Below are 16795 nucleotides of genomic sequence, written 5' to 3'. Positions count from 1 at the left end.
GTAATTGATCTTCAATACGGAATATCGGTAGGCCCGGCCGGTGCCGCCAATCAAACGTCGATCACTGCCCATAAGGAGGGCTTATGCCGGAGCTCAATTCACGACAGCTGGTTTCGCAGCTTCCTCCGCTTCAGGCGATCCGGGTATTCGAAGCGGTGGCGCGGCATCTCTCGTTCACCAAGGCCGCCCAGGAGCTTGGCATGACGCAGGCGGCGGCAAGCTATCAGATCAAGCTTCTGGAGGAGCGCATCGGTGCGCCCCTGTTCTTGCGCCAGCCAAAACACATCGTGCTGACCGAACCCGGCCAACGCCTGGCGCCCGCGGTCAGCGAAGCATTCGCGCTGTTGAGCGGCGCCTATGCCGCCGCGCGCACCGGCGCCGACGGCGTGCTTTGCGTTTCGACGCTGCTGACCTTTGCCTCCAATTGGCTGGCCCAGCATCTCGGTTCGTTCCAGGTCGCGCATCCGTCGCTGGCGGTGCGCGTCGATACTTCGAACAGGGTTGTCGACTTTGCCAGAGAGGATATCGACATCGCCATCCGCTCCGGCGCCGGCAACTGGCCGGGCGTCGAGACCCATATGCTTTTCAGGGCCGATTTCACGCCGGTCCTTAGTCCAAAGCTCGCGGCAAGCATCGGCGGCGTCAAGGAGCCGGCCGACCTGCTGCGGCTGCCGATCCTCGACCCGGGCGACATCTGGTGGCGGGACTGGTTTGCCGCCGCCGGCCTGCCGGTCGAGGAACTGGCCAAGCGCCCCGGCACCAGCATGGGCGCGCAGGCCTATGAGGCCAATGCCGCGATTGCCGGCCACGGCGTGGCGATCGTCACCAAGGCGCTGTTCAAGGCCGAACTTGCCGACGGCCGCCTGATCCAGCCCTTTGATCTGGTCGGTGACGACGGCCACGCCTATTGGCTGGTCTATCCGACGGCGCGGCGCAACGTGCCGAAGATCCGCGCCTTCCGCGATTGGATCCTGAGCGAGATCGCTTGCCAATAGGCTGAATCCCAGCAAGCCCGACAGCAAAGCTCCGGGCCAATCAGCCCGGCTGAAATCTTTCGTCAAACATGCCGCAAACGTCCCAGCTTGTCGCCGCACGAGACCCGGCGTGCTGCGCTGCAGCAACGAATCCGTCTTGACAGAATTCATCGCAGGTGAGTAATTGCCCACAGCCAAGGCAAATGCTCATCTTGGTTTATGGGAGGAATTTTGATGAAACTTCGCACGTTCACCCTAGGCCTGTTCTCGGCCAGCGCCCTCGCTTTCGCCGCGCATGCCGAATCCATCACCATCGCCACGGTCAACAATGGCGACATGGTCCGCATGCAGAAGCTGACCGACGACTTCACCGCCAAAAATCCCGACATTCAGCTACAGTGGGTCACGCTCGAGGAAAACGTCCTGCGCGAGCGCGTCACCACCGACATCGCCACCAAGGGTGGCCAGTACGACGTGATGACCATCGGCACCTATGAGGTGCCGATCTGGGCCAAGCAGAACTGGCTTTTGCCGCTCGACAAGCTCGGCGACGATTATGACGTCAAGGACATCATCCCGGCCATAGCCGGCGGCCTGTCGGTCGACGGCAAGCTCTACGCAGCGCCGTTTTATGGCGAAAGCTCCTTCGTCATGTACCGCAAGGACCTGATGGACAAGGCCGGGCTCAAGATGCCCGATGCACCGACCTGGGACTTCATCAAGCAGGCCGCCGACAAGATGACCGACCGCGCCAACGGCGTGAACGGCGTCTGCCTGCGCGGCAAGGCCGGCTGGGGCGAGAACATGGCCTTCCTGACCGCCATGTCGAACTCCTTCGGCGCGCGCTGGTTCGACGAGAACTGGAAGCCGCAATTCGACCAGCCCGAATGGAAGAACACGCTGCAGTTCTATGTCGACCTGATGAAGGCCGACGGCCCCGAGGGCGCGTCGTCCAACGGCTTCAACGAAAACCTGGCGCTGTTCCAGCAGGGCAAATGCGGCATGTGGATCGACGCTACCGTCGCTGCGTCCTTCGTCTCCGACCCGAAGAACTCGACCGTCGCCGACAAGGTCGGCTATGCGCTGGCGCCGGACAATGGCCTCGGCAAGCGCGGCAATTGGCTGTGGGCCTGGTCGCTGGCCATCCCCGCCGGCACCCAGAAGGCCGACGCCGCTCAAAAGTTCGTTTCCTGGGCGACTTCGAAGCACTATCTCGAACTGGTCGCTTCAAAGGAAGGCTGGGCCAACGTTCCGCCCGGAACGCGCACCTCGCTCTACAACAACCCGGAGTACCAGAAGGCGGCGCCTTTCGCGAAAATGACGCTGGATTCCATCAACGCCGCCGATCCGACGCACCCGACCGTCAAGCCGGTGCCTTATGTCGGCGTCCAGTTCGTCGCCATTCCTGAGTTCCAGGGCCTTGGCACCACTGTCGGCCAGCTCTTCTCGGCGGCCCTTGCCGGCCAGACGAGCGTCGACGACGCCTTGAAGCAGGCACAGGACGCCGCCACCGCGACGATGACCGAGGGCGGGTACATCAAATAAGGCGCCTCCCGGTGCCGGTTGCCCATGGCAGCCGGCACGGGCCGCCCGAATCCCAGTTCGGGCGGCCAACTTTACGCCGCTGAAAAACTTGGCCGACCTCGAAGGGTGACCGTCATGGCTACTCAGCAGACCCGTTCGCTTGCCCGCTTCATGATGGCGCCATCCGTGGTGCTGCTGCTGGTTTGGATGATTGTGCCGCTGGCATTCACGCTGTGGTTCTCCTTCCAGCAGTACAACCCACTCAATCCGATGCGCGACGGCTTCGTCGGGTTTTCGAACTACGCGCTGTTCTATTCCAACCCGGCATTCCTGCAGTCGATCCTCAACACGCTCACCATCGTCGTCAGCGTGCTTTTGATCACGGTGATCGGCGGCATCCTGCTGGCCCTTCTGCTCGACCAGCCGATGTGGGGACAAGGCATCGTCCGCATCCTCGTCATCTCGCCGTTCTTCGTCATGCCGCCGGTGGCGGCACTTGTCTGGAAGAACATGATCATGCATCCGCAATACGGCGTCTTCGCCGATATTGCGCGCTTCTTCGGCGGGCAGCCGATCGACTGGTTCGGGCAGCACCCGCTCCTGGCGATCATCATCATCGTCGCCTGGCAGTGGCTGCCGTTTGCGACGCTGATCCTGTTGACCGCGCTCCAATCGCTCGACGGCGAGCAGAAGGAAGCCGCCGAAATGGACGGCGCCGGCTTCATCAGCCGCTTCATCTATTTGACGCTGCCGCATATGTCGCGCGCCATAACCGTCGTCATCCTGATCCAGACGATCTTCCTGCTGTCGGTCTATGCCGAGATCCTGGTCACCACCAATGGCGGCCCGGGTTATGCCTCCACCAACCTGCCCTTCCTCGTCTACCAGAAGGCCTTGCTGGAGTTCAAAATCGGCCAGGCGTCCGCCGGCGGCATCATCGCAGTCATTCTCGCCAACATCGTCGCCTTCTTCGCCATGCGCGCCGTCGGCAAGAACCTGGACAAATAAGGGAGGATAAGATGGCACGTGCAGTCACCACCCGGCACAAGACGATTGCGACTGCGGCCGCCTGGATCGTCGCCCTGCTGATCTTCTTCCCGATCCTCTATACGATCATCACCTCGTTCAAGTCGGAGCAGGAGGCCATCCAGGGCTTCAACCTGTTCCCGTCGGGAACCATGGAGAGCTATTCCGAGGTCCAGGCGCAGAACGGCTATTTCAAATTCTTCCTCAACTCGGTGTTCCTCTCGGTCGGCTCGACCGTCCTGGCTCTGCTCGTCGCCATACCGGCGGCATGGTCGATGGCGTTTTCGCCGGGCAAACGCACCAAGGACATTCTGATGTGGATGCTTTCCACCAAGATGATGCCGGCCGTCGCGGTGCTGTTTCCGATCTATCTGATCTTCCGCGACACCGGATTGCTCGACAGCCGCATCGGCCTGATGGTCATGCTGATGCTGATCAACCTGCCGATCGTGGTCTGGATGCTCTACACCTATTTTCGCGAGATCCCTGGCGAGATCCTGGAAGCGGCGCGCATGGACGGCGCATCGCTGTGGAACGAGATAATCTACGTGCTGACACCGATGGCGGTGCCCGGCATCGCCTCGACCATGCTGCTTAACATCATTCTCGCCTGGAACGAGGCGTTCTGGACGATCCGGCTGACCACCACCGAGGCAGCGCCGCTTACCGCTTTCATCAGCTCCTTCTCCAGTCCGCAGGGGCTGTTCTGGGCCAAGCTTTCGGCCGCCTCGACGCTGGCGATCGCGCCGATCCTGATCATGGGCTGGTTCAGCCAGAAGCAGCTGGTCCGAGGCCTGACATTCGGTGCGGTAAAGTAGCGGGCATCGCCTGACGCAAAACGAAAAGGATAGCCCTTCGGGGGAGGAAACCATGGGAAACATCACGCTCAAGAACGTCTCCAAATCCTTCGGGGCGACGTCCATCATCCCCGGCCTTGATCTGGTCATCGAGGACGGAGAGTTCGTCGTCTTCGTCGGTCCGTCGGGCTGCGGCAAATCCACCCTGTTGCGTCTGATCGCCGGTCTGGAGGATACCAGCGGCGGCACCATCATCATCGATGGCCGCGACGTCACCGGGGAGGCGCCGGCCAAGCGTAAGCTGGCCATGGTGTTCCAGTCCTATGCGCTCTACCCGCACATGACGGTGGCCAAGAACATCGCCTTCCCGCTGAAGATGGCGGGCGAGGACCAGGCAACCATCGACAAGAAGGTGAAGGACGCCGCGCGGATCCTGAACCTCACCAACTACCTCGACCGCCGCCCCGGCCAGCTCTCCGGCGGCCAGCGGCAGCGTGTCGCCATCGGCCGCGCCATCGTCCGCCAGCCATCGGCCTTCCTGTTCGACGAACCGTTGTCCAATCTCGACGCGGCGCTGCGCGGCACCATGCGGCTGGAAATCAGTGAACTGCACCACCAGCTCCAGACCACCATGGTCTACGTCACCCACGACCAGATCGAGGCGATGACCATGGCCGACAAGATCGTCGTGCTCAATGCCGGCAATATCGAGCAGGTCGGCTCGCCGATGGAGCTCTACAAGACGCCGAAGAACCTGTTCGTTGCCGGCTTCATAGGTTCGCCGAAGATGAACCTGATCGAAGGCGCGCCGGCCGCCAAATATGGCGCCAAGACAGTCGGCATCCGCCCGGAGCATATGAACATTTCGAAGGCGTCAGGCGACTGGAAGGCGACGGTCGGCGTTGCCGAGCATCTCGGCTCCGACACGTTTTTGCACGTCCAGGCGGATGGCGTCGGGCAGCTGACGGTGCGTGCCGACGGCGAATTGGCCGCCCATCACGGCGACACGATCTATCTGACGCCGGACAAGGCCAAGCTGCATCGTTTCGGCACCGATGGGAAGGCGATGCTGCAATGAGGCTCCGGGGTAAATCGGCGCTGATCACCGGATCGGCGCGCGGCATCGGCAGGGCGTTCGCCGAAGCCTACATGCGGGAGGGAGCGACGGTCGCCATCGGCGACATCAATCTCGAGGCTGCCGAGAAGACGGCTTCCGAAATCGGCGGCAACGCCTACGCGGTGATGCTGGACGTCACCGATCTCGCGTCGATCGATGCGGCCGTCAAGGCGGTCGAAACCAGGGCCGGCAGCCTCGATATCTTGATCAACAACGCCGCCCTGTTCGACCTGGCGCCGATCGTCGAGATCACCAAGACAAGCTACGACAAATTGTTTTCGGTCAACGTCGCCGGCACGCTGTTTACGTTGCAGGCCGCCGCCCGTTCTATGATTGCCCGCGGCAAGGGCGGCAAGATCATCAACATGGCAAGCCAAGCCGGGCGCCGCGGCGAGGCGCTGGTCGCCGTCTACTGCGCCACCAAGGCGGCGGTCATCTCGCTCACCCAGTCGGCAGGGCTCGACCTGATCAAACACGGCATCAATGTCAACGCGATAGCACCGGGGGTCGTTGACGGCGAGCACTGGGATCATGTCGATGCCTTGTTCGCCAAGTTCGAGAACCGGCCGAGGGGCGAGAAGAAGAGACTGGTCGGCGAAGCCGTGCCTTATGGCCGCATGGGCACGGCGCAAGACCTCACCGGCATGGCGGTGTTCCTGGCCAGCGATGAGGCCGGATACATCGTCGCCCAGACCTACAATGTCGATGGCGGCCAGTGGATGAGTTGAGGGGGGCGAAGGCGCTCTTCTCCCCGTCTCCTCCACGGGGGGAAGAGCCGTCCCGCTAAAGGGTAAAGCAGATGACCGTGAAACTCTCTTCTTCCATCCTAGCCAAGCTGCCGCCCAAGGTCGCCGGCCCGAAATACGATCGCGCCGCGCTCAAGGCCGGCATCGTGCATTTCGGCGTCGGCAATTTCCATCGCTCGCACCAGGCCGTCTACCTCGACGACCTGTTCAACTCGGGCGTTGGCCACGACTGGGCTATCGTCGGCGCCGGCGTCTTCGAGGGCGAGAAGGTCGGCCGCGGCAAGCTGCAGGAGCAGGACTGGCTGACCACCGTGGTCGAGCAGGACAGCGGCCATATGAGCGCGCGCGTCACCGGCGTCATGATCGACTTCCTGGTGCCTGGCGACGCGATCGCAATTGTCGAGCGGCTTGCCGATCCGGCGATCAAGATCGTTTCCCTGACTATCACCGAGGGCGGCTATTTCATCGATCCGGCTTCTGGCGTCTTCAATCCGACACATCCCGACATCGTTGCCGACGCTGAGCCGGGGGCGACGCCGAAGACCGTCTTCGGCCTCATCCTCGCCGGGCTGCTACGCCGCCGCGCCGACGGTATCGTGCCCTTCACCGTCATGTCCTGCGACAACATCCCCCATAACGGCCATGTCACCTCAGATGGCGTCATCGGCCTTGCGCGGCTGATCGACGAAGGTTTGGCAAACTGGGTGAGCGAGAAGGTTGCCTTTCCCAATGGCATGGTCGATCGCATCACGCCGGCCACCACCGACCGCGAGCGCGGCATTCTCGCCAGCGAGTTCGGCCTCGACGACAATTGGCCGGTGTTTTGCGAACCGTTTAAGCAATGGGTGCTGGAGGACCGTTTCACCGACGGCCGGCCGCCGCTGGAAAAGGTCGGCGTGCAGTTCGTCAGCGACGTCGCGCCCTATGAGCTGATGAAGATCCGCATCCTCAATGGCGGCCATGCGACCATCGCCTATCCGGCCGGGCTGATGGACATCCATTTCGTCCATGAGGCGATGCATGAGCCGCTGGTACGCGGCTTCCTCGACAAGCTCGAGCATAATGAGATCATCCCGACCGTGCCGCCGGTTCCGGACACCGACCTCGAAGATTACTACCAGCTCATCGAGCACCGCTTCTCCAATCCGAAGATCGGCGACACCATACGCCGGCTTTGCCTCGACGGCTCCAACCGCCAGCCGAAATTCATCATTCCGACGATCGCCGACCGGCTGAAGGCTGGCAAAAGCGTCACCGGCCTGGCGCTGGAATCTGCGCTCTGGTGTCGCTACTGCTTCGGCACGACGGATTCCGGTGCCGTCACCGAGCCCAACGACCCTAACTGGGGCCGGTTGCAGGCGACGGCCAAGGCGGCCAGGGACATGCCTGGCGCCTGGCTTGCCATGGAGGACATCTATGGCGATGTCGGCCGCTCGCCGCCCTTCGCCGAAGCGTTCGCCCATGCGCTCAAATCGCTGTGGGCGGACGGCGCGCGCGCGACACTGACGCGCTATCTCGCCGGCGACCTCTGAAGCCGATCCAGCGCGATGACGCCTGAACTGGTCATTTTCGACTGTGACGGCGTGCTGGTGGACAGTGAGATGCTGTCCGTCTCGGCATTGCTGGAGATGATCGCGCTTGCCGGCGGCAACGTCAGCGAGGACATTGCCTACGAGCACTTCCTCGGCAAGAGCATGAAGAGCGTCCGCGAAATCCTCGCAAGCGACTTCGGGCTCGATCTCACCGACCAGCATCTGACCGAGATGCGCTCCGAACTGATGCGCAAGTTCCGCCAGGAGCTGAAACCGATGCCAGGCATCGCACAGGTCCTGCCGAAGCTCGGCGTGCCGTGCTGCGTCGCCTCCTCCGGCACGCTGGAGCGCATCCGCTATGCGCTCGAGGTTACGGGGCTGCTTGGGCTGCTCGAGCCGCATCTGTTCAGCGCTGCCATGGTGGCGCGGGGCAAACCGGCGCCCGATCTCTTTCTCCATGCAGCAGATAAAATGAGAGCGGCCCCGCGAAACTGCCTCGTCGTCGAGGACAGCCCGGCCGGCATCGAAGCGGCGCGGGCGGCCGGCATGCGCGTCCTTGCCTTCACCGGCGGCTCGCACACCGGCAACCCGGCCTTGAAAGCGCGGCTTGCGTCGAGTGAGCCGGACTTTATATTCGCTGACATGCTGCAATTGCCCGATCTGATTGCAGGCCTGGGAGCGAGAGCAAGAACACCTTGACCAATAGTTTCGTTTGCGCGGTCGATGTCGGCACCGGAAGCGCCCGTGCCGGCATTCTCGACACCGGTGGCGCCTTGCTCGGCCGCGCCGAGCACCCGATCGCCATGCAACAGCCGAAGGCCGATCACGCCGAGCACGATTCGCAGGATATCTGGTCGGCGGTGTGCAGTGCCGTGCGTGCTGCCCGCGAAAAGGCGCACGTGAAGGCTGAGGATATCGTCGGCATCTCTTTTGACGCCACCTGCTCGCTGGTGGTGCGGGACCGGCATGGCGGCCAGCTCAGCGTATCCGTTACTGGCGAAAGGCGCTGGGACACCATCGTCTGGCTCGACCATCGCGCAATTGCCGAGGCCGATGAATGCACCGAAAGCGGCCACGCCGTGCTCGACTATATCGGCGGCGTCATGTCGCCGGAAATGGAAACGCCGAAGCTGATGTGGCTGAAGCGCAACCTGCCCGGAACATGGAACGAAGCCGGCTACCTGTTCGACCTTACCGACTTCCTCACCTGGAAGGCGACCGGCTCGCTCGCCCGTTCGCAATGCACGCTGACCGCCAAATGGACCTATCTGGCCCATGAAGCGACCGGCTGGCGGCGCGACTTCTTCGAAGCGGTCGGGCTCGGCGACCTTTTCGAGCACGGCAATTTGCCAGAGAAGGCGAGCCCGGTCGGCGCAGATATCGGTCCGCTCAGCGCGCAAGCCGCGGCGGAGCTTGGCCTCACCGAAAAATGCCGGGTCGGCGCCGGCGTCATCGATGCCTATGCCGGCGCGCTCGGCGTGCTCGGCGGTTTCGCAGGTGACGCGACGAACATCGGCCGCCATCTGGCCCTGATTGCCGGTACGTCGAGTTGCGTCATGGCGATGTCGCCAGATCCGCAGCCTTTCGCCGGTGTCTGGGGGCCATATTATGGCGCAGCCCTTCCCGGTCTTTGGCTGTCGGAAGGCGGCCAGTCGGCCACAGGAGCGCTGCTCGATCACATCATCCGCTGGCATGGCGCCGGCGGCGAGCCGGATGCCGTAATGCATGCCAGGATCGCCCGCCGCGTCGCCGAGCTGCGCGCCGCCGAGGGTGGCAACCTCGCCGCAAGGCTGCATGTATTGCCGGATTTCCATGGCAACCGCTCGCCGCTTGCCGACCCGCATGCCGTCGGCGTCATTAGCGGACTGACACTGGATTCCTCCTTCGACAGCCTGTGCAAGCTTTACTGGCGCACCGCCGTCAGCATCGCGCTTGGCGTCCGCCATGTGCTGGAAGCACTGAACGAGAACGGCTATCTGATCGACACGCTGCACGTCACCGGCGGCCACACTAAGAACCCGCTGTTGATGGAACTCTATGCCGACGCCACCGGCTGCACGGTGGTCGAGCCGCTGGCGGACGAGGCGGTGCTGCTCGGCACCGGCATGATTGCCGCCACCGCGGCCAGGCTTTTTCCCGATTTGAATGCCGCCTGCGTTGCCATGCAGCAAGGCGGCAGGACGCGAGAGCCCAATCCGGCTGCCGCCGGCCGGTTCGACCGCGACTACCGCGTGTTCCTCGAAATGCACAGGCAAAGGCGGTCGCTGGACGCGATCATATAGGTCGAACGGCTTTCACGCGCTATCGCTGGTTCCAGCGCCGAACAACCGGCTCGTCGAGATCATGCTCATAACCGAGCACGCTTATGCTGGCGGTATCCAGCACGAACAGCGCGCCCTCTTGCGGCGGCAGGCCGAGCCAGCGCGCAGCCAGCACTCGCAGGAAATGCGAGCTTGAAAACACCAGGATGTTGCCGTTGGCCTGGCGCAGCTGGCTGACGATGCGGTCCGCCCTCGAGCCGACGTCCGCGGCTGATTCGCCCCTCGGGCAACCGTCGCGAAAGAGACGCCAGCCTGGACGTTCGGCAAGGATTTGCTTGGTGGTCAATCCCTCATAGGCACCATAATCCCACTCTGCCAGATCGTCCTTTTTTACGCCCGAAGAGCCGAAGCCGGCCAGCGCACAGGTGTTGAAGGCGCGCTGCGACGGGCTCGACCACACCGCCGAGAAGGACAGGCCCTTTAGCCGCTCAGTGACCCGCCTCGCAGCGTCCTCGCCGGCCGGCGTCAGCGGTATGTCGGTCCGGCCGGTATGCTTTCCGGATGCACTCCATTCCGTCTCGCCATGCCGAACCAGATAGATTTCGGGAAACGCGCTCATCAGGGTGCCTTTCAAATGAATCCACCGTGACCATAGCGGCTTCCATAGCCTCTCCAACAGCCTGCATTGAGCTGACTGGCTTAACCCTTCCGCAAGTCAGCCCCTTGCCACCGGTGCCTATTTCATAGACAAACCCGTCGTAATGCGGAATCCGGCCGATCGTGGCCGTTTCTGCGCTGAGATGCGGCTTCCGGCTCTTGCCGACGTGCCGCAATCGGATAGGCGGAAAACTGGAATGTCTGCGATCGAAGCCGACGCTCGCGCGCCGGAAAACCTTTGGCGTCGGGAAATCAGGGCGATGCTGGCGCTCGCCTGGCCGATGGTGCTGACCAATCTCGGCCAGACCGCGATGACCGCTACCGACGTCATGATGATGGGGCGGCTGGGGCCGGACACGCTGGCCAGCGGCGCGCTTGGCGCCAACCTCTATTTCATGCCGCTGATCTTTGGACTTGGCCTGATGCTGGCGACCTCGCCGATGATGGCGACCGAGCTCGGCCGTCACCGCCACTCGGTGCGCGACCTGCGCCGCACCGTGCGCCAGGGTCTGTGGCTGGCGATCCTCATCTGCCTTCCGATATGGGCCCTTCTCTGGCACGGCGAGAGCGTGTTGCTGGCCATGGGGCAGGAGCCGGCGCTGGCGCATCAGGCGGGTATCTATCTGCGCTGGCTCGAATGGGCGGTGCTGCCCTTTTTCGGCTATATCGTCCTGCGCTCGTTCATTTCGGCGCTGGAGCGGCCGGGCTGGGCACTGATCATCGTTTTCGTTGCCGTCGCCTGCAATGCCTTCTTCAACTGGCTGTTCATGTTCGGCAATCTCGGCATCCAATCGATGGGCATCGCCGGCTCCGGCCTTGCCACCACTTTGTCCAGTACGCTGATGTTCGCCGGCATGGCGACGGTGGTGATGCTTGAGAAGAAATTCCGGCGCTATCGTCTGTTCGGACGCTTCTGGCGCGCCGATTGGCCGCGCTTCAAGGGCCTGCTGCGGCTCGGCCTGCCGATCGCCGGCCTGCTGGCGTTCGAGGTGACGATCTTCAACGCGGCGGCCTTTCTCATGGGCCTGATCGATGCGGCTTCGCTTGCCGCCCATGCGATCGCCATCCAGATCGCCTCGGTCACCTTCATGGTGCCGCTCGGCCTCAACCAGGCGGTGACGGTGCGCGTCGGGCTCGCCCACGGCGCCGGCAATCCGGAAGGTGTCAGCCGGGCTGGCTGGACCGCCTATGTCGTCGGTGTCTCCTTCATGGCGCTGATGGGGCTGGTGATGATCTTGTGGCCGCATCTCTTGATCGGCGCCTTCATCGATGTGGGCAATCCGGCTAATGCCGAGGTGGTGGCGCTTGCCGTGTCGTTCCTCGCTTTTGCCGCGCTGTTCCAGGTTTTTGACGGCGCGCAGGCGGTAGCCAGCGGCATGCTGCGCGGGCTGCACGACACCAAGGTGCCGATGATCTACGCCGCGATCGGCTATTGGGGCATCGGCCTGCCGCTCGGCGTGCTGCTCGCCTTCCGTTTCGGCTTCCATGGCGTCGGCATCTGGATCGGCCTGTCGTCGGGACTGGCGGTGGTTGCTGCACTCCTGCTGGGGCGCTGGCTGCGGCGGGACAGAATCGCGCCGCCGCTGGTATTCGGGCGTTGAATTGCTGGTCGCCCGGCTCAGCGGGCGGCCGCCCGCTGCTCGAGCGAACGTGCGTATTGCGTCAGCGGGAAGCACATGGCGAAGAAGATCAGCGCTACCAGCCCATAGACTTTGAACGGTTCGAAGGTCGCATTGTTGATCGCGTTGGATGTCCTCACCAGCTCCTCGAAACCGATGATCGAGGTCAGCGCGGTCGACTTGATCAGCTGCACCAGGAAGCCGACCGTCGGTGCGCGGGTGATCGAAAACGCCTGCGGCAGGATGATCAGCCTGAGCTCCTGCAGGTAGTGCAGGCCGAGGCTGGCGCCGGCGTCCCACTGGCCGCGCGGCAGCGCATCGACGCCGCCGCGCCAGATCTCGGCGAGATAGGCGCTGGCGAAGAAGGTCAGACCAAGCACCGCCGCGGTCCACGGCTCGATGCGCAGGCCCAGCATCGGCAAGCCGAAGAACATCAGGAAGAGCTGCATCAGCAGCGGCGTGCCCTGGAAAAGCGCGATGTAGCCGGAGGCAAGCCGCCGTGCCCATTTATTCTTGGCGATCCGGAAGAACAGCACGACCATACCAACCACGGCGCCGCCCATAAACGCAGCCAACGACAAGAGCACCGTCCAACGCGCCGCCAGCAGCAGGTTGCGCAGAATATCCCAGAAGGTGAATTCGATCATGACACACCGGCTCCGAGAAGCCGGCGCCCGCCGCCGACCAGCAGCCGGCGCAGCCCGATCGACAGGGCGAGATAGACCATCGTCACCACGAAATAGGTCTCGAAAGCCCGGAACGTGCGCGCCTGCAGCATGTCGGCTTCATAGGTCAGCTCGCGCACCGCGATCTGTGACACCACGGCGGATTCCAGCATCATGATGACGATCTGGCTGGTCAGCGCCGGATAGATCACCTTGAGCGCCTGCGGCAGCACGATCTTGATGAAGACCTGGCGCGGCCTGAGCCCAAGCGCCAGTGCCGCTTCCGTCTGCCCGGGCGGCACCGCGTCGAGCCCGGCGCCAACGATCTCGATCGTGTAGGCGGCCATGTTGAGCGTCATCGCCAACATGGCTGCCAGCACCGGATCGAGCCTGACGCCGATGCTGGGCAGCCCGAAGAAGATGAAGAACAGCTGCACCAGGAACGGCGTGTTGCGGATCACCTCGACATACCAGCCGATCGCCCGCTTGAGCAGCAGCGGACCGTTCCGCCGCCCTGCCGCGCCGAGGATGCTGAGCAACGTTCCCGCCAGCGTGGTCACAGCGATCAGCAGGATCGTCGTGGCCGCGCCGCGCGCGATCGCCCCTGTCGCCCCGGCAAGCCAGCCGAAGTCGAGGCTATAGGTCACTGGCCGTCAATCCTTGAGATTGGCGGGATCGAGCGGTGTCTTCAGCCAGGCCTTCGAGCTTTCGTCCAGTTTGCCGTCGGCCAGCATCTTGGCGACCGCATCGTTGACCGCTTGCTTGAGGCGGTCTTCCTTCTTGTTGAGGCCGATATGCGAGGGCGACGTGAGAAGCTGGAATTTCTGCTCCGGCTTCAGTTCCTCCTGGCGAGCCAGCACCTGGGCGCCGACATCGTTGCCGACCACCATCAGTTGGGTCTGGCCCGAGATGAACGCCTGGATGACGGAATTATAGTTGTCGAAACGGCGGATGTCGGCCGAGGCGGGTGCCGCCTCGGTCAGCGAGGTGTCCTCCAGCGTGCCGCGATTGACGGCGATCGACTTGTCGGCAAGGTCTTCCTTGCCTTTGACCGAGAGTGCTGCCGGGCCGATGACGGCGATGTAGTAGGGTGCGTAGGCGGCAGCGAAATCGATCACCTGCTCACGCTCCTTGGAGTAGCCGACGCTCATCAGCAGGTCGACGCGCTTGTCGGTCAGGTACGGAATGCGGTTCTGGCCGGTCACGCTGACCAGGTTGAGCTTGACCTTGAGCTGGTCGGCGATGGATTGCGCCACGTCGATGTCGTAGCCCTTGATGCTCATGTCGGCGCTGGCCGAGGAGAAGGGCGGGAAGTCGGAAAAGATGCCGACATTGATGGCACCGGCCTTGGCGATGTCGTCGATGGCGTCGGCATTGGCGGCCTGGGTGGTGAAAGCAAGACCGGTCGCGCCGAACATCAGCACGGCGACGATGGATGATTTGAGCTTCATGTGAAGTGTCATTGTCATTCCCCTGCTGGAAGCTTGTTTGTTGAATGCAACCGCCGGCTCCAGCGCGGCGGTCGCCTTTGGATTCTCTAGTGGACCATGATCTTTTCCGAAAACCGGTTCCCACTTTCGGGATCATGGTCGAGCTGCGTCAGCCTGCCCTGCCGGCAATCGCCGGGCTGAACACCATCAGGCTGAGGATCTCGAACAGCACCTGCGCGCCGGCATGCGCCGTGTTGGTGGTCGCGTCATATTGCGGTGCCACCTCGACGACGTCGCCGCCGACGATGTTGAGGCCCTTCAGGCCGCGCAGCAGCTCGAGCACTTCGCGCGTCGTCAGCCCGCCGACCTCCGGCGTGCCGGTGCCCGGTGCGAAGGCCGGATCGATGCTGTCGATGTCGAAGGAGACGTAGGTCGGGCCGTCGCCGACTATCCTGCGCGCCTTCTCGATAATGGCGGGAATGCCGAGGCCGGTTACCTCTTCGGCATGCACCACGGTCATGCCGGACTCATAGGTGAACTCCCACAGATATTCGGCCGAGCCGCGAATGCCGATCTGGATGGCGCGGCTCGGGTCGAGCACGCCGTCCAGCACCGCGTTGCGGAACGGCCCGCCATGGTGGAACTTGGTCATGTCGAACAGGCCGCTGGTGTCGCAATGGGCGTCGATATGGATCATGCCCACCGGCGCCTTCTTGCCGACAGCCTTCAGGATCGGGTGGCTGATCGAATGGTCGCCGCCGACTGAAAGCGGAAGGACGCCGGCGTCGACGATCTGGTTGGTGCGGCGTTCGATGTCGTCATGGCTGGTCTCCAGCCGGTAGCGGCTCTGGAACGGCACGTCGCCGATGTCGGCGACCTTCAGCTCATGCGTCGGCGCGCATTCCAGCACATGATTGTAGGGGCCGATGCGCTCGATGGCGCGCAACGCCCGTGGCCCGAAACGGGCGCCCGGCCGGTTGGTGACGCCAAGATCCATCGGCACGCCGATCATCGCCACCTGCAGATCGCCGAAATCCGGATTGTCGGCGGCGATTTCACGATAGGGCGCCGCGAGGAAGGTCGGGATGCCGGAATAGGGCGCCAGCCGCGTGCCGGTCTTGGAGAAGATCTTGTCGGCGACACGCTGGAATTTCGGGTCGAACATTTCGCCGCCATGGCTCTCGCCATATTTGCGGCGCAACGCTTCGAGCTTGCCGCGGTCGTAACCCATGTCGGTCCTCCATGGCTGGTGCGGTGCGCGGACGGCGGCCTCGATAGCCGCAGCGTTGGCTGCCTGCAGATTTCACGTCTTGATGCAATGCCTGGGCAAAGTGTCCTGTAGCTGCATTGAAAAATCAATTGATATTGTTAGGGTGTTCGCTGTGAGAAAATCTCACAGAGTTCAGGTTCCAAATGGCCAAGCGTTTGCCACCGCTCAACCCGCTGCGCGCCTTCGAGGCGACGGCGCGCCATGCCTCACTGAGCAAGGCGGCGGCCGAGCTGAACGTCACCCACGGCGCCATCAGTCATCAGATCAAGGCGCTCGAGCAATCATTGGGCGTCAAGCTGTTCGAGCGTGCCGGCCAGCGGGTGAAGCTGACGCCGCACGGCGCCGAGTTGCTGCCGGCGGTGTCGACCGCCTTCGACGGCATTGCGGCGGCCACACAGCGCATGACACGGCCGGCCAGCACCGGCGCGCTGTCGGTATCGTGCGTGCCGGCTCTGCTGTTGCTATGGATGATCCCGCGGCTGGGCAGCTTCACCTCGCAATATCCGGATATCAGGCTGACGCTGATCCCATCCAATGACGCCAAGGACGTCCGCGCTCCGCACATCGATGTCTGCGTGCACTATGGCGACGGCAGCTGGACCGACTGCTGGATGCGCAAATGGTCGGGTCTCGAACTGTTCCCGGTGGTCAGTCCGACGCTGATCAACAACCGCCCGATCCGCACCGTCCGCGACCTCGCCGATCACGTCTTCCTGCATGGCGATGACGGCCGCGAATGGCACACCTGGCTGGCCGCCGCCGACGCACTGGATCTGGAGCGCGGCCGCCGCCATCATCTCGGCGATGCGCGCATGGCGACCGAAGCCGCCGTGCACGGCCATGGCGTGGCGCTCGGCGATACGGTGACGGCAAGCGGACTGCTCGCCAGGGGTCTGCTTGTCGCCCCGTTCAGCCTTTCCGTGCCGGCGGTCGACGATTTCTACGTCGTCTGCCGCAACGAGATGCGGTCGGCGCCGATCGTGCAATTGTTCATCGACTGGCTGTTTGCCGAGAAAGAGCAGGCCGACCGCCGCGCCGACGCGCCGGTGGCAGGTCGCATCGGCATTCGCCGCAAGCGTCCAGCGCTCAAGGTGGTCGGCTCCAAGACTGCATCCTGAGGCCGAAACTGCCGCAGGCGCCGCTTGCCGCAGGGGCTTCTTTTTGTCGGGCCAGCCCG

General features: G+C 63.5%; 16 protein-coding genes. 11 read left to right on the top strand and 5 right to left on the bottom strand.

Translation table 11 applies throughout. From position 1 onward, the window contains the following. Window positions 1-83 precede the first annotated feature (83 nt). The 9 genes from gcvA (NKI63_RS01390) to NKI63_RS01350 all read left to right on the top strand — a co-directional run bounded on the left by gcvA (NKI63_RS01390) (window position 84) and on the right by NKI63_RS01350 (window position 9998). Window positions 84-995 carry a transcriptional regulator GcvA gene (gene gcvA, locus NKI63_RS01390; protein WP_352686354.1) on the top strand — a complete coding sequence of 304 codons (912 nt, stop codon included), beginning with the start codon at window positions 84-86 and terminating at the stop codon, window positions 993-995. Between the two features lie 213 nt (window positions 996-1208). Next, on the top strand, window positions 1209-2519 hold the full coding sequence (locus tag NKI63_RS01385) for an ABC transporter substrate-binding protein (RefSeq protein ID WP_254815834.1): 1311 nt from the start codon (window positions 1209-1211) through the stop codon (window positions 2517-2519). A 114-nt stretch (window positions 2520-2633) separates the two neighbouring features. Further along, window positions 2634-3506 (top strand): carbohydrate ABC transporter permease, encoded by an 873-nt coding sequence (locus tag NKI63_RS01380; RefSeq protein ID WP_031195183.1) that lies wholly within the window; start codon window positions 2634-2636, stop codon window positions 3504-3506. A gap of 11 nt (window positions 3507-3517) precedes the next feature. Continuing rightward, window positions 3518-4342, top strand: coding sequence for a carbohydrate ABC transporter permease (locus tag NKI63_RS01375; RefSeq protein WP_352476993.1), 825 nt, complete (start codon window positions 3518-3520; stop codon window positions 4340-4342). A 52-nt stretch (window positions 4343-4394) separates the two neighbouring features. Further along, entirely contained in the window at window positions 4395-5399 is a 1005-nt protein-coding gene (locus tag NKI63_RS01370; RefSeq protein ID WP_352686356.1) for an ABC transporter ATP-binding protein, read from the top strand. Beyond that, window positions 5396-6166 carry an L-iditol 2-dehydrogenase gene (locus tag NKI63_RS01365; RefSeq protein ID WP_352686359.1) on the top strand — a complete coding sequence of 257 codons (771 nt, stop codon included), beginning with the start codon at window positions 5396-5398 and terminating at the stop codon, window positions 6164-6166. The genes NKI63_RS01370 and NKI63_RS01365 overlap by 4 nt, the downstream gene beginning before the upstream one ends. Window positions 6167-6237: 71 nt before the next feature. Beyond that, window positions 6238-7716, top strand: a complete 1479-nt coding sequence (locus NKI63_RS01360; protein ID WP_352686362.1) for a mannitol dehydrogenase family protein — start codon at window positions 6238-6240, stop codon at window positions 7714-7716. A 15-nt stretch (window positions 7717-7731) separates the two neighbouring features. Further along, complete coding sequence (locus NKI63_RS01355; protein ID WP_254815839.1) at window positions 7732-8415, top strand: HAD family hydrolase; 684 nt, start codon at window positions 7732-7734, stop codon at window positions 8413-8415. Then, window positions 8412-9998 (top strand): FGGY-family carbohydrate kinase, encoded by a 1587-nt coding sequence (locus tag NKI63_RS01350; RefSeq protein WP_352686365.1) that lies wholly within the window; start codon window positions 8412-8414, stop codon window positions 9996-9998. The genes NKI63_RS01355 and NKI63_RS01350 overlap by 4 nt, the downstream gene beginning before the upstream one ends. A 19-nt stretch (window positions 9999-10017) precedes the next feature. Here NKI63_RS01350 and NKI63_RS01345 read toward each other — a convergent pair whose 3' ends face one another. Beyond that, window positions 10018-10599 (bottom strand): histidine phosphatase family protein, encoded by a 582-nt coding sequence (locus NKI63_RS01345; protein WP_352686648.1) that lies wholly within the window; start codon window positions 10597-10599, stop codon window positions 10018-10020. Window positions 10600-10831: 232 nt separating this feature from the next. Between NKI63_RS01345 and NKI63_RS01340 the strand changes: the two genes are divergently transcribed. Further along, window positions 10832-12235 carry an MATE family efflux transporter gene (locus tag NKI63_RS01340; RefSeq protein ID WP_352777692.1) on the top strand — a complete coding sequence of 468 codons (1404 nt, stop codon included), beginning with the start codon at window positions 10832-10834 and terminating at the stop codon, window positions 12233-12235. Between the two features lie 17 nt (window positions 12236-12252). Here NKI63_RS01340 and NKI63_RS01335 read toward each other — a convergent pair whose 3' ends face one another. From NKI63_RS01335 to speB, 4 genes are all read right to left on the bottom strand, one after another. Continuing rightward, window positions 12253-12900: an amino acid ABC transporter permease gene (locus NKI63_RS01335; protein WP_352736684.1), complete on the bottom strand. Its 648-nt coding sequence runs from the start codon at window positions 12898-12900 to the stop codon at window positions 12253-12255. Further along, complete coding sequence (locus NKI63_RS01330) at window positions 12897-13565, bottom strand: amino acid ABC transporter permease (protein WP_254815843.1); 669 nt, start codon at window positions 13563-13565, stop codon at window positions 12897-12899. Before NKI63_RS01330 ends, NKI63_RS01335 begins: the two co-directional genes overlap by 4 nt. A gap of 6 nt (window positions 13566-13571) precedes the next feature. After that, window positions 13572-14381, bottom strand: a complete 810-nt coding sequence (locus tag NKI63_RS01325; RefSeq protein WP_352477002.1) for a transporter substrate-binding domain-containing protein — start codon at window positions 14379-14381, stop codon at window positions 13572-13574. 136 nt (window positions 14382-14517) lie between these two features. Further along, window positions 14518-15579, bottom strand: coding sequence for an agmatinase (speB, locus tag NKI63_RS01320; protein ID WP_352506050.1), 1062 nt, complete (start codon window positions 15577-15579; stop codon window positions 14518-14520). A gap of 182 nt (window positions 15580-15761) precedes the next feature. Between speB and gcvA (NKI63_RS01315) the strand changes: the two genes are divergently transcribed. Beyond that, window positions 15762-16736 (top strand): transcriptional regulator GcvA, encoded by a 975-nt coding sequence (gene gcvA / locus NKI63_RS01315; RefSeq protein ID WP_352477004.1) that lies wholly within the window; start codon window positions 15762-15764, stop codon window positions 16734-16736. Window positions 16737-16795 lie beyond the last annotated feature (59 nt).

Origin of the sequence: Mesorhizobium sp. M0410 (assembly GCF_040321435.1) — a bacterium.
GTDB lineage: Bacteria > Pseudomonadota > Alphaproteobacteria > Rhizobiales > Rhizobiaceae > Mesorhizobium.
This window is presented reverse-complemented; position numbering and strand designations above follow the sequence as displayed.